This window comes from Mycobacterium sp. SP-6446 (genome assembly GCF_001954045.1).
Lineage (GTDB): Bacteria > Actinomycetota > Actinomycetes > Mycobacteriales > Mycobacteriaceae > Mycobacterium.
Genome location: NZ_MBEM01000044.1, coordinates 23,597 through 45,208, shown reverse-complemented (window position 1 = coordinate 45,208; position 21,612 = coordinate 23,597). Strand labels below are relative to the sequence as shown.

24 protein-coding genes, 1 tRNA gene and 1 pseudogene are annotated in these 21,612 nt (G+C 67.9%); 5 read left to right on the top strand and 21 right to left on the bottom strand.

Annotation, left to right across the window (positions count from 1 at the left end):
• The 4 genes from A5736_RS03555 to A5736_RS03540 all read right to left on the bottom strand — a co-directional run.
• Positions 1-524, bottom strand: a 524-nt coding sequence (locus A5736_RS03555) for an SCO1664 family protein (RefSeq protein WP_371328354.1), incomplete at its 3' end; no start/stop codon positions are given.
• Positions 508-1,095, bottom strand: a complete 588-nt coding sequence (locus tag A5736_RS03550; RefSeq protein WP_076124591.1) for a DUF3090 domain-containing protein — start codon at positions 1,093-1,095, stop codon at positions 508-510. The genes A5736_RS03555 and A5736_RS03550, both read right to left, overlap by 17 nt.
• 63 nt (positions 1,096-1,158) lie before the next feature.
• Positions 1,159-1,947 (bottom strand): histidine phosphatase family protein, encoded by a 789-nt coding sequence (locus tag A5736_RS03545; RefSeq protein WP_076124593.1) that lies wholly within the window; start codon positions 1,945-1,947, stop codon positions 1,159-1,161.
• Between the two features lie 94 nt (positions 1,948-2,041).
• Positions 2,042-2,344 (bottom strand): hypothetical protein, encoded by a 303-nt coding sequence (locus A5736_RS03540; protein ID WP_076124595.1) that lies wholly within the window; start codon positions 2,342-2,344, stop codon positions 2,042-2,044.
• Positions 2,345-2,454: 110 nt separating this feature from the next.
• Here A5736_RS03540 and A5736_RS03535 point away from each other — a divergent pair, with 110 nt between their 5' ends.
• The 3 genes from A5736_RS03535 to A5736_RS03525 are packed head-to-tail and all read left to right on the top strand — an operon-like array spanning position 2,455 to position 4,888.
• Entirely contained in the window at positions 2,455-3,531 is a 1,077-nt protein-coding gene (locus A5736_RS03535) for a YncE family protein (protein WP_139333115.1), read from the top strand.
• Positions 3,528-3,806 carry a DUF5703 family protein gene (locus tag A5736_RS03530; RefSeq protein ID WP_076244546.1) on the top strand — a complete coding sequence of 93 codons (279 nt, stop codon included), beginning with the start codon at positions 3,528-3,530 and terminating at the stop codon, positions 3,804-3,806. Before A5736_RS03535 ends, A5736_RS03530 begins: the two co-directional genes overlap by 4 nt.
• Positions 3,806-4,888, top strand: coding sequence for a quinone-dependent dihydroorotate dehydrogenase (locus tag A5736_RS03525; RefSeq protein ID WP_076244545.1), 1,083 nt, complete (start codon positions 3,806-3,808; stop codon positions 4,886-4,888). The genes A5736_RS03530 and A5736_RS03525 overlap by 1 nt, the downstream gene beginning before the upstream one ends.
• 3 nt (positions 4,889-4,891) lie before the next feature.
• Here A5736_RS03525 and A5736_RS03520 read toward each other — a convergent pair whose 3' ends face one another.
• The 5 genes from A5736_RS03520 to A5736_RS03505 all read right to left on the bottom strand — a co-directional run bounded on the left by A5736_RS03520 (position 4,892) and on the right by A5736_RS03505 (position 9,183).
• Positions 4,892-6,283 carry an HNH endonuclease signature motif containing protein gene (locus tag A5736_RS03520; RefSeq protein WP_076244543.1) on the bottom strand — a complete coding sequence of 464 codons (1,392 nt, stop codon included), beginning with the start codon at positions 6,281-6,283 and terminating at the stop codon, positions 4,892-4,894.
• A gap of 67 nt (positions 6,284-6,350) precedes the next feature.
• Positions 6,351-6,548 carry a hypothetical protein gene (locus tag A5736_RS25835; protein ID WP_139333113.1) on the bottom strand — a complete coding sequence of 66 codons (198 nt, stop codon included), beginning with the start codon at positions 6,546-6,548 and terminating at the stop codon, positions 6,351-6,353.
• A gap of 31 nt (positions 6,549-6,579) precedes the next feature.
• Entirely contained in the window at positions 6,580-7,161 is a 582-nt protein-coding gene (locus A5736_RS03515) for an alpha/beta fold hydrolase (protein ID WP_254848274.1), read from the bottom strand.
• Positions 7,162-7,215: 54 nt separating this feature from the next.
• On the bottom strand, positions 7,216-7,746 hold the full coding sequence (locus A5736_RS03510; protein WP_076124607.1) for a YbhB/YbcL family Raf kinase inhibitor-like protein: 531 nt from the start codon (positions 7,744-7,746) through the stop codon (positions 7,216-7,218).
• Between the two features lie 54 nt (positions 7,747-7,800).
• Positions 7,801-9,183, bottom strand: coding sequence for a M20/M25/M40 family metallo-hydrolase (locus A5736_RS03505; protein ID WP_076244557.1), 1,383 nt, complete (start codon positions 9,181-9,183; stop codon positions 7,801-7,803).
• A gap of 124 nt (positions 9,184-9,307) precedes the next feature.
• Between A5736_RS03505 and A5736_RS03500 the strand changes: the two genes are divergently transcribed.
• Positions 9,308-9,393 (top strand) — tRNA-Leu (locus A5736_RS03500).
• Between the two features lie 86 nt (positions 9,394-9,479).
• Here A5736_RS03500 and A5736_RS03495 read toward each other — a convergent pair.
• Positions 9,480-9,686, bottom strand: coding sequence for a hypothetical protein (locus A5736_RS03495; protein WP_076244539.1), 207 nt, complete (start codon positions 9,684-9,686; stop codon positions 9,480-9,482).
• Between the two features lie 127 nt (positions 9,687-9,813).
• Here A5736_RS03495 and A5736_RS03490 point away from each other — a divergent pair.
• Positions 9,814-10,506: pseudogene (locus tag A5736_RS03490) on the top strand (phosphoribosyltransferase); the annotation flags it as partial.
• Between the two features lie 16 nt (positions 10,507-10,522).
• Here the strand turns inward: A5736_RS03490 and A5736_RS03485 are convergent.
• The 11 genes from A5736_RS03485 to ftsW form a co-directional block, all read right to left on the bottom strand.
• Positions 10,523-10,804, bottom strand: a complete 282-nt coding sequence (locus A5736_RS03485; RefSeq protein WP_076244535.1) for a hypothetical protein — start codon at positions 10,802-10,804, stop codon at positions 10,523-10,525.
• An 84-nt stretch (positions 10,805-10,888) separates the two neighbouring features.
• Positions 10,889-11,704 carry a DivIVA domain-containing protein gene (locus tag A5736_RS27160; protein WP_076244533.1) on the bottom strand — a complete coding sequence of 272 codons (816 nt, stop codon included), beginning with the start codon at positions 11,702-11,704 and terminating at the stop codon, positions 10,889-10,891.
• A 274-nt stretch (positions 11,705-11,978) separates the two neighbouring features.
• Positions 11,979-12,269, bottom strand: a complete 291-nt coding sequence (locus A5736_RS03475; RefSeq protein WP_067007636.1) for a YggT family protein — start codon at positions 12,267-12,269, stop codon at positions 11,979-11,981.
• Positions 12,270-12,468: 199 nt separating this feature from the next.
• Positions 12,469-13,122, bottom strand: a complete 654-nt coding sequence (locus A5736_RS03470; protein ID WP_076124506.1) for a cell division protein SepF — start codon at positions 13,120-13,122, stop codon at positions 12,469-12,471.
• Positions 13,123-13,189: 67 nt separating this feature from the next.
• The gene (locus A5736_RS03465; protein WP_076244556.1) at positions 13,190-13,981 is read right to left on the bottom strand and encodes a YggS family pyridoxal phosphate-dependent enzyme; all 792 of its coding nucleotides are present in this window, start codon (positions 13,979-13,981) and stop codon (positions 13,190-13,192) included.
• A gap of 17 nt (positions 13,982-13,998) precedes the next feature.
• Positions 13,999-14,727, bottom strand: a complete 729-nt coding sequence (gene pgeF / locus A5736_RS03460; protein ID WP_217695725.1) for a peptidoglycan editing factor PgeF — start codon at positions 14,725-14,727, stop codon at positions 13,999-14,001.
• Between the two features lie 91 nt (positions 14,728-14,818).
• Positions 14,819-15,976: a cell division protein FtsZ gene (gene ftsZ, locus A5736_RS03455; RefSeq protein ID WP_076244554.1), complete on the bottom strand. Its 1,158-nt coding sequence runs from the start codon at positions 15,974-15,976 to the stop codon at positions 14,819-14,821.
• A gap of 237 nt (positions 15,977-16,213) precedes the next feature.
• Complete coding sequence (ftsQ, locus tag A5736_RS03450; RefSeq protein WP_076244529.1) at positions 16,214-17,167, bottom strand: cell division protein FtsQ; 954 nt, start codon at positions 17,165-17,167, stop codon at positions 16,214-16,216.
• Complete coding sequence (gene murC / locus A5736_RS03445; protein WP_217695726.1) at positions 17,164-18,606, bottom strand: UDP-N-acetylmuramate--L-alanine ligase; 1,443 nt, start codon at positions 18,604-18,606, stop codon at positions 17,164-17,166. Before murC ends, ftsQ begins: the two co-directional genes overlap by 4 nt.
• A 65-nt stretch (positions 18,607-18,671) precedes the next feature.
• Entirely contained in the window at positions 18,672-19,892 is a 1,221-nt protein-coding gene (gene murG / locus A5736_RS03440) for an undecaprenyldiphospho-muramoylpentapeptide beta-N-acetylglucosaminyltransferase (RefSeq protein ID WP_076244527.1), read from the bottom strand.
• The gene (gene ftsW / locus A5736_RS03435) at positions 19,889-21,607 is read right to left on the bottom strand and encodes a putative lipid II flippase FtsW (RefSeq protein ID WP_076244525.1); all 1,719 of its coding nucleotides are present in this window, start codon (positions 21,605-21,607) and stop codon (positions 19,889-19,891) included. The genes murG and ftsW overlap by 4 nt, the downstream gene beginning before the upstream one ends.
• Between the last annotated feature and the right edge of the window lie 5 nt (positions 21,608-21,612).

The window sequence follows — 21,612 nt, the reverse complement described above, 5'->3', positions numbered from 1 at the left end:
GCGTTGTTGATCAGCACGTCAAAGACCGCCATCCGCCACAACCGGATGTCGTCGGCGTGCATCAGGACGACCTCGTCCCCGGCGTAGTCGTAGGCCCGCAGGATTGGCAGGTAACCCCGCTGCGGTTTGCCGGCGGGAAACAGGTCGACCAGATCGGGCCCGGGCCCGGCGTCGGATTCCGATTCGGATTCGGGCGTGTCGCCCGGCTGCTCTACCCACAGCTGCAACATGCCGGGGCCCGCGGGCCCGTGACGAATCACGGTGTAGGGCACGATGTTCCAACCCAGCTGCGTCGACACCAGATATGCGCCGAGTTCGCGGCCGGCCAGCGTCCCGTCCGGAAAATCCCACAGCGGCGCCTCACCTGCGACCGGCTTGTAGACGCAATGCACACTGCGCTCACCGAGCGTCGACTCGCACAGAAAGGTGGCGTTGCTGGCCGAACGGATGCGTCCGAGGACCGTCAGCTCGCCGTCCCGCAGCACCTCACGTTCGGCCACCGCGTCGTCATTGCTCGGGTTCATCGTCGGGCCCGAGCAGCGCGCTGCGCTTATAGCCGTTGGTGCGCGCGCAGATGTGGCCCTCCGGGTCCAACGGTTCGTCGCACAGCGGGCAGGGCGGGCGCCCCGCCGAGATCACCCGATTGGAGCGGGTCGCGAACTGCCGCGCCGACTCTGGCGTCAGGAACACCCGGACCGCGTCGGGCCCCTCTTCGGTGTCGTCGAGCACCACCGAGGCATCGAACTCCGCGTCGGTGACGGCCAGCAACTCGACCACCACGGTCTGCGCCTCCGAGTCCCAGCCCAAGCCCATGGTCCCAACGCGAAACTCCGCGTCGACGGGGGTGATCAGCGGGCTGAGGTCGTCGACCTCGGCGGGCTCCGGTGGCACCGGCGTGCCGAACCGGCGGTTCACCTCGAGCAGTAGCGCACCGATGCGCTCGGCGAGGACCGCGACCTGTTGCTTCTCCAACACCACCGACACCACACGCGAGTCACCGACCGCTTGGATGTAGAACGTGCGGTTTCCGGGCTGGCCAACGGTGCCGGCCACGAAACGGTCGGGAGTGCGGAAGACGTGAATTGCGCGGGACATGGCACTTCCAAAATACCGGCAGTTGCCCTGGCCGTGCGATCCGATTCGGTTGTCCCCGCCGAACTAGTCGGTGGAGCCGCCCACCACCGCATCGCTCGGCGGCAGTTCGCTGACCGGCTCGTGTTTCTGGGGCTCGTCCTTTTGGGGCTCGTCTTTTTGGGGCTCGTCTTTTTGGGACTCGTCCTTCGGCTGTTCGTCCTTCTGGGGCGCGGCGCGCAACGCCGACGATAACCGCGCCCCAGTGTGGTTGACGTGCAACACGAACGGGCGCAGCGGGGTGTAACTGACCACGCTCACCGACCCGGGGTCTGCGGTGACCCGCTGGAACCCGTCCAGATGAATCCCGTAGGCGTCGGCGATCACCGACTTGATGACGTCGCCGTGGGTACATGCCACCCACAACGCATCGCCGCCGTGTTCTCCCCCATATTCCAAGGCGAGTCGCTTGTCGTGTTCGCGAACGGCGGCCACGGCGCGGGCCTGCACCTGCGCCAAACCCTCACCGCCGGGGAACACCGCCGCGCTGGGGTGGGCTTGAACCACCCGCCACAACGCCTCTTTCGCGAGATCGCCGATTTTGCGGCCCGTCCATTCGCCGTAGTCCACTTCGGCGATCCGCTCGTCGATGACCGGCTCGAGGCACAGCGATTCGGCGAGCGGTTCGACGGTGCGTCGGCAACGCAGCAGCGGGGACGTGACGATCGCGCGGATCGGCAGGTCGCCGATCCGGTCGATCAATCCCGCGGCTTGCTCGCGGCCCTTCTCGTCGAGGTCGACGCCCTCGGAGCGGCCCGCCAGAATCCCGGCGGTGTTCGAGGTGGACCGGCCGTGGCGCAACAGGATGACGGTCATGTCACGACGACCGTACCCGCTGCGGGTGACTGCGACGGGATATGACTAGTTGAGTGCCTAGTTGAGTGACTAGTTGAGTGACTAGCTGACGTGCTTAGCGCGGGACGGGCACCGCGTGGGCGACCGAGTCGCGGACCGCCGCGGTCAGGCTGCGCACGTCGGTGACGTCGATGTCGAACAGGCTGCGAGCCGCCCTCGCGACCACGTCCTCGGCCTGCGGAACCGGCCCGGAAAGCCGCGGCCGGTAAACTTCTACGACGAGCGAACGATGCTCAATGTGGAAGGAAAAACTGCGTCCATCACCGACTTGTCCATACCCGCTGGCGAAAATGCCTGTCGAAATGTCTTCGATAGCAAACTCTTTGTCTGCGGTATGCCGGTCAACGATGACGGTCATATCGCGACCATACCTCTCCAGAACGACCGCATGTGGGCGGCATGGCCATATTGGATGCGAAACCGTTCCTTAAAATGTGAACTCAATGCTCGCCATTCGAAGGTCGATCGTTGCTGTCACGGCATAGCTGCTTAAACAACTGCCGCTTTGCCGGTCTGTCGCTTTTGCTGGCGCTGGTCGCCGGGTGTTCGTCGAACCCGCTCACGTCACCGACGCCGCCCACGATCGAGCCGGCGCGGGCCGCCGAATCGCCGCCGGTGTCGGCGACTCCAGCCGGCGCGGTGCGACCGCTGCCCGGTAACGCCCAAGTGGCGGTCTTCGACGGCGACACACGCCAGCTGGCGGTCCTGGTCCCCGGAGCCGATCCGGCGGCACCCGCGAGCGTCGCGGTGTTCGGTCCCGCGCAGGTCGCCGGCCGTGCGATCGCGCTGCCGGGGCCAGCGACCGCCCTGACCGGCGACGGCCATGGCGCTGCCTACCTGGCAACCCGCGGCGGCTATTTCGCCGTCGATCTGGCCGCCGGGCACGCGTCGCAGGTGGATGTCGGCGGTGCCGAGCAGGTCGACTTCACCGCGATCGCGCGGCGCGCCGACGGCAAGCTGGTGTTGGGCAGTGCCGACGGCGCCGTCTACATACTCGCCTCCACACCCGCCGCGCCACGCAGTGGCGGCACCTTTAGCACCGCGAAGGTCGAAAGCCGCAACAAGATCTTCGCGCGTGTCGATTCCCTTGTGACACAAGGCAATACGACAGTCGTTCTGGATCGTGGGCAAACCTCGGTGACGACGATCGGCGCCGACGGTCGCCCCCAGCTCGCGCTGCGGGCCGGCCAGGGCGCAACGACGCTTGCCGCGGATCCGCTGGGCCGGGTCCTGGTCGCCGATACGCGCGGCGGCGAACTCCTGGTTTACGGTGTGGATCCGCTGATCCTGCGTCAGGCCTATCCGGTGCGCCAGGCCCCCTACGGTCTGGCCGGCTCGCGCGCGTTGGCGTGGGTGTCCCAAACCGCGTCGAACACGGTCATTGGTTACGATCTGTCAACCGGAATTCCCGTCGAAAGGGTGCGATACCCAACCGTGCAGCAACCCAACTCGCTGAGCTTTGACGAAGCGTCGGACACCTTGTACGTGGTGTCGGGGTCGGGAGCGGGCGTCCAGATCATCGAGCGCGCGGCGGGCGCCCCATGACGAGTCGGGCCGCGCCGCGGTGGAGTCGGCTGCCGGCGGGCTGGGTCGCCGAGATGTCCGACGAGTACGAGTGGATACCGTTGCGCCTGCCGCCCGAGGTGACCCGACTCAGCGCGTCCATTCGGCTGTCCATCGAGGCCGAATACCGCGGCTGGGAACTCACCCGGGTGCGGCTGTATAACGACGGCAGTAGGCGGGTTTTGTTGCGCCGCAAGAAATCTCGTTTCGACGGTGCGGGCTCCCCGGGTCGGCGGCCCGACCAGCCTGAGCTGTGATGTATCGCCTTGTGCGCCGGCTGTTTTTCGTGGTGCCGCCGGAGCGCATCCACACGCTGGTTTTCGCCGTGCTGCGCGCCGGCACCGCGCTTGGCTTGACCCGTCGATTGCTGCACCGGCTGCTGGGGCCTCGAGACCCGGTGCTGGCCAGCACGGTGTTCGGGGTGCGCTTTCCCGGACCGCTGGGCCTGGCCGCCGGGTTCGACAAGGACGGCATGGGGCTGTTGACGTGGGGGGCGATGGGCTTCGGCTACGCCGAAGTGGGGACGGTGACCGCCCACCCGCAACCCGGCAATCCGGCCCCGCGCCTGTTCCGGCTGCCGGCCGACCGGGCCCTGCTGAACCGGATGGGGTTCAACAACCGCGGCGCCGGACAGCTGGCGATCCGGCTGGCCCGTCAGCGGCCCGAGGTGCCGATCGGGGTGAACATCGGCAAGACCAAGGCCACCCCGAGCGCCGATGCCGTCGACGACTATCGGGCAAGCGCGCGGCTGGTCGGCCCGCTGGCGTCGTATCTGGTGGTCAATGTCAGCTCGCCGAACACCCCGGGGCTGCGCGATCTGCAGGCGGTCGAGTCGCTGCGGCCCATCCTGTCGGGCGTGCTCGCCGAGACGTCGGCCCCGGTGCTGGTGAAGATCGCGCCCGATGTCTCGGATTCCGACATCGACGACATCGCCGACCTGGCAGTCGAATTGGGCTTGGCCGGCATCGTGGCCACCAATACGACGGTGTCGCGTGACGGCCTGGCCACGCCGGGCGTCGACGAGCTGGGCAGCGGCGGCATTTCTGGGCCGCCGGTCGCGGCCCGCGCCGCCGAGGTGCTGCGTCGGCTCTACACGCGAGTCGGCGACCGCATGGTGCTGATCAGCGTTGGGGGCATCGAGACGGCGGACGACGCCTGGGAGCGGATCACCGCGGGCGCGTCGTTGCTGCAGGGCTACACCGGCTTCATCTACGGCGGGGGCCTGTGGCCCAAGCACATTCACGACGGCATCGCCCGGCGGCTGCGCGACGGCGGGTTCGCCTCGCTCGCCGACGCGGTCGGCTCGGCGGCGAGAAAGCCGGAGCGGCCGCCGGGCTAGATCTCAGGCCGCGCCGTCCTCGTCATCTTCGTCCTCTGCCGCGCCGCCTTCCTCGTAGAGCGCCTTCTCGGGATGGTGGAAGGTGTTGGTCCGGGGTTGGCCGTAGTCGAGGTGGGGCGGCGGGATCCAGTCGGTGTCACCATTTTTGCGTTTTCGGGTGGTCCAGCCGCCCGGCTGGACGAGTTTGTGATCGGGGCCGCAGGCCAGGGTGAGCCCATTGATGTCGGTGCGGTGGGTGGTCGCCCAGTCTTCGACGTGATGCACCTCGCACAGGTAGCCGGGCACATCGCAGCCGGGACGCGTGCAACCACGATCCTTGGCGTACAGCACAATTCGCTGAGCGGGCGACGCCAGCCGTTTGGTGTGATACAGGGCCAGGGCTTCGCCCTTGTCGAAGATCGCAAGGTATTGATGCGCATGACGAGCCAGGCGGATGACGTCGGACATGGGCAGCAGGGTGCCGCCGCCGGTGAGCCCCCGACCGGATGCCGACTCGAGGTCTTTCAGCGTGGTGGTCACGATGATGGATGCCGGTAACCCGTTGTGCTGGCCAAGTTTTCCCGATGCCAGCAGCGCGCGCAGCGCGGCATTGAGAGCGTCGTGGTTGCGTTGCGCGGTGCTGCGAATGTCGCGCCGTGCCACTTCCTCGGCGGGTGGCCCGTCGACCGTCGGGGTGTCGTCGTCGGGGTTGGCCATGCCGGGGGCGGCGAGTTTCGCCAGCACCGCCTCGAGGGTGGCGCGGGCCTCAGGCGTCAACCAGCCGCTGAGCCGCGACATCCCGTCGATGTCTTGTGTGCTGAGGTTCAGCCCACGGCGTCGCGCGCGATCCTCGTCGCTGAAGTTCCCGTCCGGATTGAGGTAGGCGGCGAGCTGCCTCGCGAGATTGGTGAGGTGGTCGGGGCGAAACTGTGCCGCTAGACCAGCCAGCTGGGCTTCGGCACACGCGCGGGTATTGACGTCTACGGAGCTTGGCAACTGGTTGAAGAATCGCCGGATCACGTCGACATGGCCGGCGCCGATCTTGCCTTCGCGCTCGGCCGCGGCCGTCGCGGTCAATAAGGCGGGCAGCGGTTCGCCGGTTAGCGCCCGCCGCGGACCCAGATCGGCCGCCTCGGCCACCCGCCGGGCCGCCTCGGCGCGGGTAATGCGCAGCCGGTCGGCGAGCACACGGGACAGCTTGCCTCCGAGTTCTTCTGGGCCGGCTTGCACGGCGACCTGATTGATCAACTCATGCCCCGGCACCCGAAGCCTCCGCGTCTCGCGCTCAAGTTGCTCGAGCAAGGTCAACCGCTCCGGCGTGGTGAGCGCGTCGTACCGGTGAGCGACAATCCGCGACATCACCTCACGCAAGGCGGCGTAGTCCGCCTCGATCTCCTCGCGACTACTCGAATGCATGTTCGAATACTATCGCTGCCCACCGACAGGATCCTCGCCCGAAACAACCGAGCCGCATTCGGCTGCTTTAGGGCTTGAACGGGCTGGTGAGTTCATACTTGACCACCGCCAACCTTCCCATGAGGAAGTCGTAGTGCTCCAACAACGCCCACAACTCCGGCTCTGTCAGGGCGTCCAAGGGCAGTTCGACGCAACGCCGCAGCGCCGCCCTGAGTTCGCCGAAAAGCGTGTCCACGTGGTCGCGTGGGCCGGTATTAGAACGCATGTTCGAATGCTATCGGCGCCCACCGACACGATCACCGCCGCAGGTAATCGGCGACGAAATCGACGGTTCGGCGATGCCACTCGGCCCACCTCCGGACCATGTAGTGGCCGGCGCCCTCGACGCCCACCCACTGAGCGGCCAGCCCGCGCTCACCGGCCCGCAACGTCTGCGTGCGCGATGCACCCGGGTCGGTCCAGGTATCTGCGGTGCCATGCAGCACCAGCAGTCGAGTGGCCGGCGGAATCAGCTCACCATCGCCGCCGACCCACCACGGCGCGAGCGCCACCACCGCGCCCACGTCGGCACCGCCCGCCAGGTGCGCCGCTACCCGCCCGCCCATCGAATGCCCCACCAACACAATGCTTTTCGGCTCAAACCGGTTGCGCACCGCGTCGAGCACATGCTTGGCGTCGCGCAGCGCGTCCAGTATCGGTATCGCGGGTGGAATGGGCCCCGCCTGGACGCGCCGCACCTCGACGTCGGGCCCGAGCCGGCGCCGCAACGCCTTGGCCACCAACATCATCCGGACGTTGGCCAGTTGCCACCACCGGGAGGCCTCTTCGCTTCGCGCCTTGCCGCCCGGCAGGACCAATACGCACCCGCGCGGTTCCACAATCGTTATTCGGAGCCGATGTCGACGCGGACACGATTCCCGGCTGCAAAATCCTTAAGTCTGTTCGTACGTCCCGTAGATGTAGGCCCGCGCGATCGCGTGCTGGAACAGATTGAACCCGAGGAACGCGGGGCTGGCGTCCTCGGGAAGGTCCAGCTTGTCGACGTCGACCGCATGCACCGCAACGTAGTAGCGATGCACGCCGTGACCGGGGGGCGGCGCCGCACCGACGTAGCGCCGCATCCCGGCGTCGTTGACCAATTGCAGAGCGCCGCCGGGCAACTCGCCTCCGTTACCGGCATCGTCGGGCAATTCGGTGACGTCGGCGGGCAGGTTGGCCACGGCCCAGTGCCAGAACCCGGACAGCGTCGGAGCGTCGGGGTCGTAGACGGTGACCGCGAAGCTGCGCGTCTCGTCGGGGAATCCAGACCAGCTCAACTGCGGGCTGACGTCTTCGCCCCCGGCGCCCATGATCCCGCTGATCTGTGGTGTGGCGAGCGGCTGGCCGTTGGTAATCGAATTCGAGCTCAGGCTGAAAAACGGCAGCTTGGGCAGCGCGTCGTACGGGTCGGTCGGCAAGCTCATGAGCGATCCTCTCGTCTAGCAATGTGTCCTAGCAATGTGTCCTAGCAATGTGTCCTAGCAATGTGTCAGGAAGTGGGTCAGCACGTCGGTGCCGAACCGCAACGCGTCGATGGGTACCCGTTCGTCGACGCCGTGGAACAACGAAGAGAAGTCCAAATCCGGCGGTAGTCGCAAGGGGCTGAACCCGAAGCAGCGAATACCCAAGCGCGCGAAGGATTTCGCGTCGGTACCACCGGAAAGCATGTAGGGAACCGTCCGGCCGTCCGGGTCGACCGCGAGCACGGCTGCGTTCATCGCGTCGACCAGGTCCCCGTCGAAGCTGGTCTGATACGCCGGCAAATCCCTGATCCACTCGCGAGTCACGTCGGGGCCGATCAACTCGTCGACTTCGGCCTCGAACGCCGCCTGCCGGCCGGGCAGCACGCGGCAATCGATCACCGCTTCCGCGGTCGCCGGGACGACGTTGGCCTTGTACCCGGCCTTGAGCATCGTCGGGTTTGCGGTGTCGCGCAGCACCGCATTCAGCATGCGGGCCATCGGGCCCAACTTTTCGATCGTTCCCTCCAGGTCGGCCGAGTCGGTGTCGAACGTCAGGCCCGTCTCCTCGCTGATGGCGCCCAGGAACTCGACGACGGTGTCGGTGAGCACCAGAGGAAACTGGTGGCGACCCACCCGCGCGACCGCCTCGGCGAGGACGGTCACCGCGTTCTGATCGTTCACCATCGAGCCGTGCCCGGCCTTGCCTCGGGCGGTCAGGCGCATCCATTGGATGCCCTTCTCGGCGGTCTCGATCAGGTACAGGCGGCGATCGCCTCCGTCGGGACGTGGCACCGTCAGGGAAAACCCGCCCACTTCACCGATGGCCTCGGTGATCCCGTCGAACAGATCGGGCCGGTTGTCGACCAGCCAGCGCGCGCCGTACTGGCCACCGTGCTCCTCGTCCGCGACGAACGCGAACACCAGGTCGCGCGGCGGCACGATGCCGTCGCGCTTCAGCTTGCGAGCGACCACGATCATCATGCCGACCATGTCCTTCATGTCGACCGCGCCGCGGCCCCAGACATAGCCGTCCTCAACCGCTCCGGAGAACGGGTGCACGCTCCACTCGGCCGGTTCGGCCGGGACCACGTCGAGATGCCCGTGGATGAGCAGCGCGCCTCGCGAGCGGTCCGCGCCCTCGAGTCGGGCGAACACATTTCCGCGTCCGGGCGCGCCGGATTCCAGGTATTCGGGCCGATAGCCGGCATCCGCGAGCTGCTCGGCGACCCAGCGCGCGCACTCCGCCTCGCCTTGCGTGGTCTCGGGATCACCGGTATTGGTGGTGTCGAACCGGATCAACCTGCTGACAACTTCAACCACATCATCGGCGGCCCTATCGCTAGCCCTATCGGTGGCCTCGTCGGGCGCGGCGCGAGGAACCTCGGTCTCACCGGTCACAACCACCTTTCCTACCACTGCCTCTCACCATTGGCCGGGCCGGCGGGCGCGACGCGGAGCCACGAGCTGGGTTGGGAGCGCGCGGGCCGATCCGATAGCCTTAGCTGCCAACTCTCGTTGGCCGGTCCGAGTGGCGGAATGGCAGACGCGCTAGCTTGAGGTGCTAGTGCCCTACTAATGGGCGTGGGGGTTCAAGTCCCCCCTCGGACACACGACTGAGGCGAGCGAAATGTACGCTCGCGTTCATTTCCGAACCCATGGAGTGTGTTGAGCGGCGAAGCCGCGATCACACCGTTTTACGAGTCGATGTGCCGCTTCGGCGGTGGGTAGACGGCGCGGGCGATCGTCGCCGACAGCCACCCGATAACCCATCCGCCGAACACCATGACGATCTTGTGCCTGGTACCGCTGTCGGCCGTCGCGGAAACACTGGCCAGGATCAGGACCCAGACCATCGCACAACCAATGCTGTACGCCGTGTACGTGTGGAAACGCCGTTTCATCCCACAAATCCTCTCGATCTTGTTCGGGTACAACGCTATCCGGTTTCTGATGACTGGCCGGAAGACACTTCGTCGAGCTTGCGGGCACACGTAGGCTGGAAAGAGCCCAATGGCCGGGAGTGCTGACCCTGGAGTGCAACCGATGAACCCACCTAGTGGCTTTCTTCGGCGAACGGCGATGCGGACGTTCCGCGACCGCCGCGAGGCCGGTCGCGCGCTCGCCGGCGAGCTGACCTCCTACCGCGATAAAGACAACATGCTGGTCCTTGGGCTGGCTCGGGGCGGCGTGCCGGTCGCCTGGGAAATCGCTTCGGCCCTGCACGCCGAGCTGGACGTATTCCTGGTTCGGAAACTCGGGGTGCCGCGCTGGTCCGAACTGGCGATGGGCGCGTTGGCCAGCGGCGGCGGCGTGGTGATGAACGACAACGTGATTTCCAGCCTGCACATCACCGACGAGCAGGTGCGCGAGGTGATCGACAGCGAGACGGCCGAGCTCGAGCGCCGCGAACGCGCATACCGGGGCGGGCGCCCGCTCTCCGATCCAGCGGGCAAGATCGTGATCTTGGTCGACGACGGCATCGCCACCGGCGCCAGCATGATGGCGGCGGTACGCGCGATACGTGCGGCCAAACCGCGATCGATCGTCGTCGCGGTCCCGGTTGGGCCGGAGTCAGTCTGCCAGGAGCTCGCGCGCGAAGCCGACGACGTCGTGTGTGCGACTATGCCGCCCGCGTTCGAGGCCGTCGGACAGGTCTACGACGATTTTCATCAGGTCAGTGACGACGAGGTGCGCGAGCTGCTCGCAAGACCAACGAACTGAGCCAACCGGCTGAGTTCTACTTAGCTTCGTCGCTACCGGCGTCCTTGGCCGCCTCCTCGGGGACTTCCTCCGGGTAGTCGACGGCGGCGTCCTCGTCGTCCGCGGTCTCTTCTTCGGCAACGGCTTGCTCGCCCGAGTCACGCCGCTGACGCTCCCGCAACGCGTCCACGATCAGCAGCACCACGCCAAGGACGCTGGCACCGATGCACACCCACGCCACCAGCTCGTTGCTGGTCACGACCGCGAACACCAGCGCGACGAGCCCGATCAGGGCCAATACGAGCGCAATGATCAGCATCGGTCATCCTCCAGCAACGGGCGGGACTGCCAGGTCTAGTGCGGGTCCAGTCTGCCAACCCTGCAGTCCGGCACGGATGGCGGGCTAGTTATTACCCCGATTGAATTGGTCGAACCCGCCGGCATCCGCGCTGGAGTCGACGGGCGCCGCCGAGCCGCGCTGGCCGAGTTCCTCGAGCTGAGATTCCAGGTAGGTCTTGAGTCGGGTCCGGTACTCGCGTTCGAAAGTACGCAGCTGCTCGAGCCGGCCTTCCAGCACCGTGCGCTGCTGGTTGATGGTTCCCATGATCTCGGAATGCTTGCGTTCCGCGTCGGCCTGCAGCGCGTCGGCCTTCTCCTGGGCTTGGCGCAACTGCGTCTCGGAGCGGGTTTGGGCGTCGGCCAGCATCGCGTCCGCACGCTGCCGGGCCTCGGCGACAGTGCTGTCGGCGGTGCTGCGGGCCTCGCTCAGGACACCGCCGACCGCCTCACCAGCACCGCCAAGGCCGAGTCGGACAAGATGCTCGCCGATGCCCGCGCCAACGCCGACCAGATCCTGAGCGAGGCTCAGCACCCGGGCGGCCTTCATGGCCTGCTCCTCGGTGGTTCCCGCGAACGCCGCTGGTTCGGGCGCCGCCACGGGCGCCGGCTTGACCGGCTCGGGTTCGGGTTCGCGGACAGGAATCGCCTGAGTGGGCTGAGCCGCAACGGAGGGACCGGCACCGGCGCCGCCCCCGGCGGCCAGCTCCCGGTCGAGCTCCTCGATCCGCTGGCGCAGATCCGAATTCTCTTCTATGAGCCGCGTCAGCTCGTTCTCCACCAAGTCGAGGAAGGCGTCGACCTCGTCCTCGTTGTAACCGCGCTTGCCGATTGGTGGCTTACTGAACGCCACATTGTGGACGTCGGCTGGTGTAAGCGGCATTGTTCGTTCCCCTCAAGTTCCTGTCAAACGTTCTGGAAAGTGTAGAACGGAGTGGTAGCCGTTGTGCAACTGCCGCCCATCCTGTCACACCAGACTCGGCGGTTGCCGATTAGGCCGATAAATAAGAACCAATTTCACAGACTAAGAGCAATAAAATCCCAATCCTTAAAATTTTAAAATTGCGCGCATCAAACCGACGTCGAACCGTGGCCGAACCGTCGCCCGTTGCATGCGGGTAGGTGTGGCATGCGGGTAGGTGTTGCATGCGGGTGGGTCATGCCGCGGCGCCGAACGCCAGTTGCATGCCGATGAACGCGACCAGCAGCAGCACCATGATGGACAGGTCGAAGCGCACGGCTCCGATGGTGAGTTGGGGGATCAGCCGACGTAGCAGCTTCACTGGTGGATCGGTGATCGACATGATGATCTCGAGGATCACCACGGTGATGCCGGTGGGCCGCCAGTCACGGCTGAACGAGCGGATGAACTCGACGACGACCCGAGCGATGAGCAGCAGCCAGAAGATGAACAGCGCAAACCCAAGGATCTGAAAGAACAGCACCAACGAGAGCCCGACCTTACCGATAAGAAGACTGACGGTGACTGACCGTAACTGACGGTGTCAGTCGCCTGATGTCAGTCGCCGCACGCTAGCGCGGCAATGGCCAGCGTACCGACTGCTCGCACAGTCACACACCAAGTGTGGGCCGCATCGCAGCTCAAGCGGGTCGCCTGGCTGTTGGTCTACGGGTTATTGGTGAGGGTTACTGGTAAGCGTAGAAGCCGGTTTCGGCGATCCGGCGGCGCTCCTCCGGGGTGACGTCGACGTCGGCGGGCGACAGCAGGAACACCTTGGTCGCAACCTTGTCGAACGAGCCGCGCAGCGCGAAGGCCAGGCCGGCCGCAAAGTCGACCAGCCGCTTCGCGTCGGCGTTGTCCATCGACACCAGGTCCATGATGACCGGGGTACCGTCCCGGAACCGCTCGCCGATGGTGCGGGCTTCGCTGTAATCCTTGGGTCGCAGCGTGGTGATCTTCGACAGCGGGTGGCCTTCTTCGAACATCATCGCCATCCGGCGTGGGTCCATCGCCAGTGCGCCGCGGGTGGAATTGCGCAACCACGACCCCAGGCGCGGCCTGCTCATCTCGGACCGGTCGAAGTCGCGGGGATGGACGGGGCTGTATCGCGGTTCGTCGCCGTAGCCGCCGCGATAGCCACCGGGCGGCGGGTAGTCCGGGTCACCGCGCAGGTCCCCGCGTGGATCGTCGTAGTCGCGTCCCTCGTAGCGGCCGTACCCGTCGTCGAAGCGGGGGCGCGGGAAGCCGCGCGAGGGAGCGTGGTCGTCGTAGTACTCGTCGTCGTAGTCGTCCATGGGGGCCATACCGAAGTAGGCCTTGACCTTATGCAGTGTGCTCATTGCGTTGACCCCTTCTAGCCCCTGGGATTATTGGTGTCTGTGATGAAGGTGTGACTACAGTGACTACTCACGGTGACGGTAACCGCCGCGGACCCAATAGCGCGGTACCGACACGCACACACGTCGAACCATGTTTGACGGCAATTTCCAGATCGTCGGACATGCCGGCGGACAGGCCTACCGCGTTCGGGTGCGATTCGAGGACCCGACGGTGCTCCGATTGCAGCCGGCCAAAGGCCTCGTCCGGGTCCCAGTCCAGCGGCGGGATGCCCATCAGTCCGACCAGCTCCAGGCATTTCGACTGCTGAACCCGGCCGCAGAGGTCGTCGATGGCCCCCGGCGCCCGGACGTCCACCCCGCCGCGCGACGCGTCGCCGTCGAGGCTCACCTGCACGTAGACCCGCAAGGGGTTGTGGCGGCTGCCCTCGGCCAGGGCCGTTGCGACGGCCCGGTCGAGCGCGGTAACCAGCTGCGCGCTGTCGACCGAGTGGGCGGTGTGGGCCCAGCGAGCCAGGGAACGGGCTTTCTTCCGCTGAATCCGCCCAACCATGTGCCAGTGCAGTTCCCGCCAATCCGCGTGCCCCGTATCAGTTCGACCCGCAGCTTCTGACAATCGAGTGAGTTCGGCCACCTTTGCCGCGGCTTCCTGCTCGCGCGATTCGCCAACGGACCGACAACCCAATCGAGACAAAATCGCAACATCGGTTGCTGGAAAGAATTTGGTAATGGGGAGAAGTTCAATTTCGCCGACATTGCGACCCACCGCTTCCGCGGCCATCGCGAGTCGCGAACGCACCGCCGCCAACGCATGAGTCAATTCCGATTCGCGGTTTCCTTGACTCGACCCCGCCGCCCCCATGTCCACCGCCACAGCGGTCACTCCATCCAGACCAGTGATGCCAGCCGCCCGGTCGGCGCACCCCGGCGATGGCTGAAGAGTGTCGGGTCGGCCACCGTGCAGCGCGGATCGATGTCGATCGACGTGACACCCAAATCCTTTAGCTGGCAAGCGATTCCGGCGCGGAGATCGAGTCCGGGCGTCCCGGCCGCCGTCGTGGTGCGGCTGCCCGGCAGTGCCGCCTCGACCTCGTCGGCCATGGCCTCGGGCACCTCGTAGTGACGGCCGCTGACCGCCGGGCCGAGCAGGGCCGATATGTCGACCGCGTGCGCGCCCAGCCGCAGCATCGTCTCCACCGCGCGGGCGACCACGCCGCGCTGAGCCCCGACGCGGCCGGCATGCACCGCCGCGGCCACGCCCGCGCGCGCGTCGGCCAGCAACACCGGCACACAGTCGGCGGTGACCACCGCGAGCGCCAGTCGGGGCGTGGTGGTCACCAACGCGTCGGTGCCCACCCCGCCGCCGACGGCGGCTCTCTGTGGCTCGTCGACCACCTCGACTCGATCGCCATGCACCTGGTTCATCCACACCACCCGGTCGGTGCCCCCCTTAACGCTCAGGCCGATGGCGGCGGCCAGCCGGGCGCGGTTGGCGGCGACGGCCTTCGGGTCGTCGCCGACGTGGTCGCCGAGGTTGAAGGAGTCGAACGGCGCCACCGAGACGCCGCCCGCGCGGGTGGTGGTCACCCGCCGGATGCGAACGCTCACATGCCCAGTATCCGGACGCCGTTGCCGTTCAGGTGTCAGCGACGTCCCGCCGCGGCCGGTTTGTCGCGGACTGGCAAGCAAATTGAGACCCTCAGCGGCGCATGAACGGCGGCACGTCGACGTCGTCGTCGTCGCCACCAATGCTCAGCGTCGAACCGTTGGTGTGCACCGGCACACTGACGGCGTCGACGGGCTCGAACAGCGTCGAGGTCAGCTTGCCGGCCTTGGCCGACTCGATGCGGTGCGCGCCGGCCTTCTCCCCCTTGTCGGCACTGCCGCCGAGCAGCGGCTTGCGACCGGGGCCGGACGCGTCGAAGCCCGCCGCGATGACGGTGACCCGCACCTCGTCGCCCAGCGAGTCGTCGATGACGGTGCCGAAGATGATGTTGGCGTCCTGGTGGGCGGCGTCCTGCACCAGCGATGCCGCCTCGTTGATCTCGAACAGACCCAGGTCGCTGCCGCCGGCGATCGACATCAGCACGCCCTGCGCGCCCTCCATGGACGCCTCCAGCAGTGGCGAGTTGATGGCGATCTCGGCGGCCTTGAGCGAGCGGCCCTCGCCGCGTGCCGAACCGATGCCCATCAGCGCCGTACCCGCGCCCGACATGATGCCCTTAACGTCGGCGAAGTCGACGTTGATCAGCCCCGGCGTGGTGATCAGGTCGGTGATGCCCTGCACGCCGTTGAGCAGTACCTCGTCGGCGCTGCGGAACGCGTCCATCAGCGACACCGCGGCATCCCCCATCTGCAGCAGCCGGTCGTTGGGGATCACGATCAGGGTGTCGCAGCTCTCGCGCAGCGAGTTGATGCCGGTTTCGGCCTGATTGCTGCGCCGCTTGCCCTCGAACGAGAACGGCCGAGTGACGACGCCGACGGTCAACGCACCGAGTTTGCGGGCGATGCTGGCGACGACGGGTGCCCCGCCGGTGCCCGTGCCGCCGCCTTCGCCGGCGGTGACGAACACCATGTCGGCCCCGCGCAGCAGTTCCTCGATCTCGTCCTTGGCGTCGTCGGCGGCCCGGCGTCCCACCTCGGGGTCCGCGCCGGCGCCCAATCCACGGGTGGAGTCGCGGCCGACGTCGAGCTTGACGTCGGCATCGCTCATCAACAACGCCTGCGCGTCGGTGTTGATCGCGATGAACTCCACGCCCTTGAGGCCCTGCTCGATCATCCGGTTGACGGCGTTGACGCCGCCGCCACCGATACCCACGACCTTGATGACGGCCAAGTAGTTGTGCGGGGGGGTCATCATTTCTCTTCCTCCCTGGTGGGACTCGGTGTCTCCGCCTGGCAAACTCTCAACCTCAACCATAGATTTAGAGTTATGTCAAGTAGTTCCGCGCAACCAGAACAGTATGGGCATGACGCGCGCGAATCTCGCAGGCGCGCCGACGCGCGGCGCGCAAATTTTTGTGACATCGAACGTGCGGCTGGCCGCACATTCGGCGCCGAGCGTGCGGCTGGCCGCACATTCGTGCGTGCGCTGCTACTTCACGGTCGGTAGGTCGGGACTGGACACGTCGTAGGTCTTCCCGGGCTGCGTCAACAACGCCACCAGCTTTTCGGCCTTCTCCTCGGTGCGGTCGGTGGTACCCCAGATCACCACCCGCCCATCGCCCAGGGTCAGGGTGATCGACGCCACCGAGGGCGCCGCGACCCGAGCGACCTGACCCGCGACCTCGGGACGCAGCGCCAACAAAACCTGCAGCGCGGCCTTGGTCACCGGGTCCGTCGGCCCCGGATTGGCGACATCCAGGTACGGCAACGCCGGCGGCGGCGGGGCCGTCGCGAAGTCAACGCCGTCGCGGTCGAACAGGTGCGGACCGTCCGCAAAGTCCTTCACTGCCACCGGGACTCGCTCGACGATGGTGATCCGCAGCGCCGACGGGTACTGCCGTTGGACCCGCGCGCTGGCCACCCGGCGGATCGTCGCGACCCGGTCCGCGACCTGGTTGGTGTTGATCTGCAAGAGCGGGGTGCCGGGCCGCACCCGCGCGGCGTCGAGGACCTCCTCGCGGGTCACCACCGAAAGCCCGGTGACCACGATGTTGCGGGCCGACATCGCGGGCGTGAAGTACAGAATCAGCCCGAGCCCGACCCCGACGACGGCGATCACCACCGACGCCAACAACATCTTCAGGCCTCGAACAACGCCCCGCGCAACGGGTTTGGGCTGGTTGGCGATGCGCCCACTGACGCGGCGCTTGGCCTCGCGGCGCGCTTCCTCGATCGCGCGGGCGCGCTCCTGCGCGGCTCGGCGCTCGGCGCGTTCGCGGCGGGCACGCCGCCGCGGCCCCTCGAATTCGGGCTCCTCCGCTTGAGTTTCACCGTTTTGCGCCTCCAGCGGTTCGGTGACCGCGTTCTCGGCGTCCGAACCGTCCGAGCCGGCCGCCAGGTCGGTCGGCGGGGCAGTCGGTGTGGCGTCGTCGGGTTCGCTCATTGCGGCACCCCGGGCTGGCCGGGCGCGGCGCGGTTGGCCCGCACCCGCAGCGCGGTCACGATCTCCGGCCCCAGCAGCGTCACGTCGCCGGCACCCATCGTCACGATGACGTCGCCGGGCCCGGCGGCGGCCGCCACCTCCTCGGCCACCGCCGAGAAATGCGGAAGGTAGCGCACCGGCACGCTGACGTGCTCGGCGACGCTGGCCCCGCTGACACCGGCGAGGGGTTGCTCGCGTGCCCCGTAGACGTCGAGCACGAACACCTCGTCGGCGGCATCCAGCGCGTGCCCGAAATCCGCCGCGAAAGCCTTTGTCCGCGAATACAAATGGGGCTGGAACACCACCAGCGAGCGGCCCTCACCGCTCTGCTCGAGCACGGTGCGCACCGCCGCGAGCGTCGCGCTGATCTCGGTCGGATGGTGGGCGTAGTCGTCGAATACCCGCACCGACCCCTTGCCGACGCTCGCCGACCCGACGAGTTCGAATCGGCGCCGCACCCCTTCGAAGCCGGCGAGCCCGTCGAGCACAGCGTCGGCGGGGGCGCCGACCTCGACCGCCGCGAGCAGCGCGCCCAGCGCGTTGAGCGCCATGTGCCGCCCGGGCACCGAAAGCCGCATCACCCGCGGCTGCGATTCGCCGGCCAACTGGATGTCCGCGACGGCCCCGGTGCCCTGCTGCTCCCACGACAGCAGCGCGCCGGCCAGGTCTGGGTCCGACTCCCCCGCCGACCCGGACCCGTATCGCAGCACACGGAGGCCCAACTCGGCACTGCGTTGGGCCAGCGCCGCCGCCCCGGGGTCGTCGGCGCACACCACCAGCGCTCCGCCCGGGGCGAGCCGCTCCACGAAGGTGTCGAACACCCCGACATAGGCATCGGCGCTGCCGTAGAAGTCCAGGTGGTCGGTCTCGATGTTGGTGACCACCGCGACGTTGGGCGTGTACTCGAGGAGCGAGCCGTCGCTTTCGTCGGCCTCGGCGACGAAGCAAGTGCCGCTGCCGTGGTGGGCGTTGGTGCCGGCCTCGCCGAGTTCGCCGCCGACCGCGAACGAGGGGTCCAGCCCGCAGTGCTGCAGTACCACGATCAGCATCGACGTCGTCGTGGTCTTGCCATGCGTGCCGGTGACCATCAGCGTGGTGCGCCCAGCCATCAGCTTGGCGAGCACCACCGGTCGCAGCACCACCGGAATGCCGCGGCGCCGGGCCTCGACGAGCTCCGGGTTGGTCTTCGGGATGGCGGCGTGGGTGGTGATGACCGCGGTGGCGCCGCCGGGCAGCAGATCCAGCGACGACGCGTCATGTCCGATCCGGATCAGCGCGCCGCGGGCCCGCAACGCGTGGATGCCGCGCGATTCCTTGGCGTCCGAGCCGGATACCTGGCCGCCCCGGTCCAGCAGGATGCGCGCGATGCCGGACATGCCAGCGCCCCCGATACCCACCATGTGCACCCGCTGCAGCTCGGGAGGTAGCTGGGGAGGCAGCTCGCGGGGCAACGGCTCGGTGCCGCTCACCGCCGGCCCCCGGCCGCCAGCCGCGCCCTTCGGGCCTGGCGTGCGGTGTCTAGCGCCGCCTGGGCCACCTGCCGCGCCGCATCCGGATGCCCCACCCGGGCGGCCGCCGCGGTCATCGCCGCGAGCCGCGGCGGATCGGTCAGCAACCCGATCACCCGCCGAGCGACCAGGCCCGGCGTCAGATCCGCGTCGGCGACGAGCACGCCGCCGCCGGCGTCGACCACCGGCAGGGCGTTGAGCCGCTGCTCGCCGTTGCCGATCGGCAACGGCACGTAGATGGCCGGCAGGCCCACCGCCGACACTTCGGCGACCGTCATCGCGCCGGAACGACAGATCACCAGGTCCGCGGCGGAGTAGGCCAGGTCCATCCGGTCCAGATATGGCACCGCCACGTAGGGCGGATCGCCGGGCTCGGGTGTGCGCAGTTCGAGGGTGTTCTTGGGGCCGTGCGCATGCAGCACGGACACGCCCGCGGCGGCCAGCTCGGCGGCGGCGCCCGAGACCGCGCGGTTGAGCGAGACGGCGCCCTGGGAACCCCCGAAAACCAGCAGCACGCGCGCGTCGGGAGCGAAGCCGAAGTGCTGGCGTGCTTCGGCCCGCAGCGCCGCGCGGTCCAGCGCGGTGATGGCCGCGCGTACCGGGACGCCGACCACTTCGGCGCGCGGCAGCCCGGAATCCGGCACCGCCGACAGCACCCGGTCCGCGCTGCGCACGCCGACGCGATTGGCCAGCCCGGCGCGGGCGTTGGCCTCGTGGATAACCACCGGAATCCGGCGCCTGCGGCGACGTAAATGACCGAAGGGCCCGGGGATGCCGCGCGCGGCGAGGTAGGCGGGCAGGGCTACGTAACCGCCGAATCCGATGACCACGTCGGCGTCGACGGCGTCGAGCACCGCCCGGGTCTCTCGGACGGCGCGCCACACCCGCGTCGGCAGCCGCGCCAGATCGCCCGTGGGCTTACGCGGCAGCGGGACCGGCGTGATCAGCTCGAGGTGATAGCCGCGCTCGGGCACCAGCCTGGTCTCCAGCCCGCGCGCGGTGCCCAGCGCGGTGATCCGGACCTGCGGATCCAGTGCGGACAGCGCGTCGGCGACGGCCATCGCCGGCTCGACGTGCCCCGCGGTGCCACCACCGGCCAGGACGACCGACAAAGCGGCACCGGCGGGCGAGGAATTTTTCCCCCGCCCGCCGGTCGCCTTCCTGACCGTGTTGTTCACCCGTAACGCTGACCTTCCAATGCACGAGCGCGCCGTGGTTGACGCTGGCCGGCAGCCTGACTGGCGCGGCGCTGGCCAGATCCATGATGCCCTGAGCGCCGGGCCGCGCGGGCAGCCGTACGGGGGAAAGCCGGCCGCAGCGGCGGCTCGGGGTTCCGGGCAGCCTTCCGGGCCGGCCCCTGGGCGGCCTTTCGGCCCCCGGCAGCGGGTCGGGTCCGCTTGCGATCGCGGAACGCCTCGATGCGCGTGGGCACATACGGCTGGGGCAGCGGCAACCGCAGCAGCCGGTTCATCTTGTCGTCGCGGCCGGCGCGCAGCGCGGCGACCGCCTCGGGCTCATGGCGCGCCGCGTTGGCGACGATTCCTATCATGAAAAGTGTTGCGGCCGTTGATGTTCCGCCGGCAGATATGAGCGGCAGCTGCAAACCGGTGACCGGCAGCACGCCGATCACGTAGCCGATGTTGATGAACGCCTGGCCCAGCACCCACATCGTGGTGGTGGCGGTCAGCAGCCGCAGGAACGGGTCGGCGGAGCGGCGCGCGATCCGCATGCCGGTGTAGGCGAACAACCCGAACAGCACCAGCAGCGCGAACGCCCCGACGAAGCCGAGCTCCTCGCCGATGATCGCGAAGATGAAGTCGTTGTGCGCGTTGGGCAGGTAGTTCCACTTCGCCACACCCTGGCCCAGACCGTCGCCGAAGATGCCGCCGTGGGCCAGCGCGAATTTCGCCTGTCGCGCCTGGTAACCGGTGTCCTGCGGGTCGGTTTCCGGGTTCATCCACGAGCGCACCCGGTCCGAGCGGTAACCGGCCGACATCGCCAGGATCGCGCCCGCGACGAAGACCGCGAACAGCGACGTGACGAAGACCCGCAGCGGCAGGCCGGCATACCAGAGCAGGGCCAGCAGGATGATGCCCAGCGAGACCGTCTGCCCGAGGTCGGGCTGGGCCACGATCAGCGCCAGCGCGATGACCGCCGCGGGCACCAACGGGATCAGCATCTCGCGCAGCGAGGCCCGCTCCATTCGTCGCGCCGCCAGCAGGTGCGCGCCCCAGATGGCGAACGCGATCTTCGCCAACTCGGATGGCTGCATGGAAAAGCCGGCGATCACGAACCACTTGCGAGAGCCGTTGGCCAGGTTGCCGATTCCCGGGACCAGCACCAGCACCAGCAAGATGATGGTGACCACGTATCCGGGGAACGCGACACGGCGGATGAACCGCACCGGCATCCGCATCGCGAAGTAGGCGCCGATGACCCCGATGACCGTCCACAGGACCTGCTTGCCGAAGATCACCCAGGCCGAGCCGTCGTCGCCGTAGGACCGCACGCCGGACGCCGACAGCACCATGATCAGGCCGAGCGTGGTCAGCAAACCGGCGATCGCGATGATCAAGTGGAACGAGGTCATCGGGCGGCCCAGCCAGGCGCCGAAGCGCTTGCGCGGGCCGCCGTCTTCGCTTCCGGAAGCCTGAGCCCGCGGCTTTGCGTCTTCAGCGTCGGCATCGGACTTGGCCTCGGACTTCGCTTCGGGCTCGGCCGGAACCTCGGAGGCCTCGTCGTTGGGACCCGTGTCGTCGAGTTCCTCGTCGACCATGGCGTCGGGCGCGGGTGCGTCCTTCGCGGCGTCCGGCTCTTCGGCCTCGGCCCGCTCGGCCGGGGTTGCGTTCTTTCCCTTGTCCCGGCGTAAGAACCGGTTCAGCGCGTGACCCATACCCG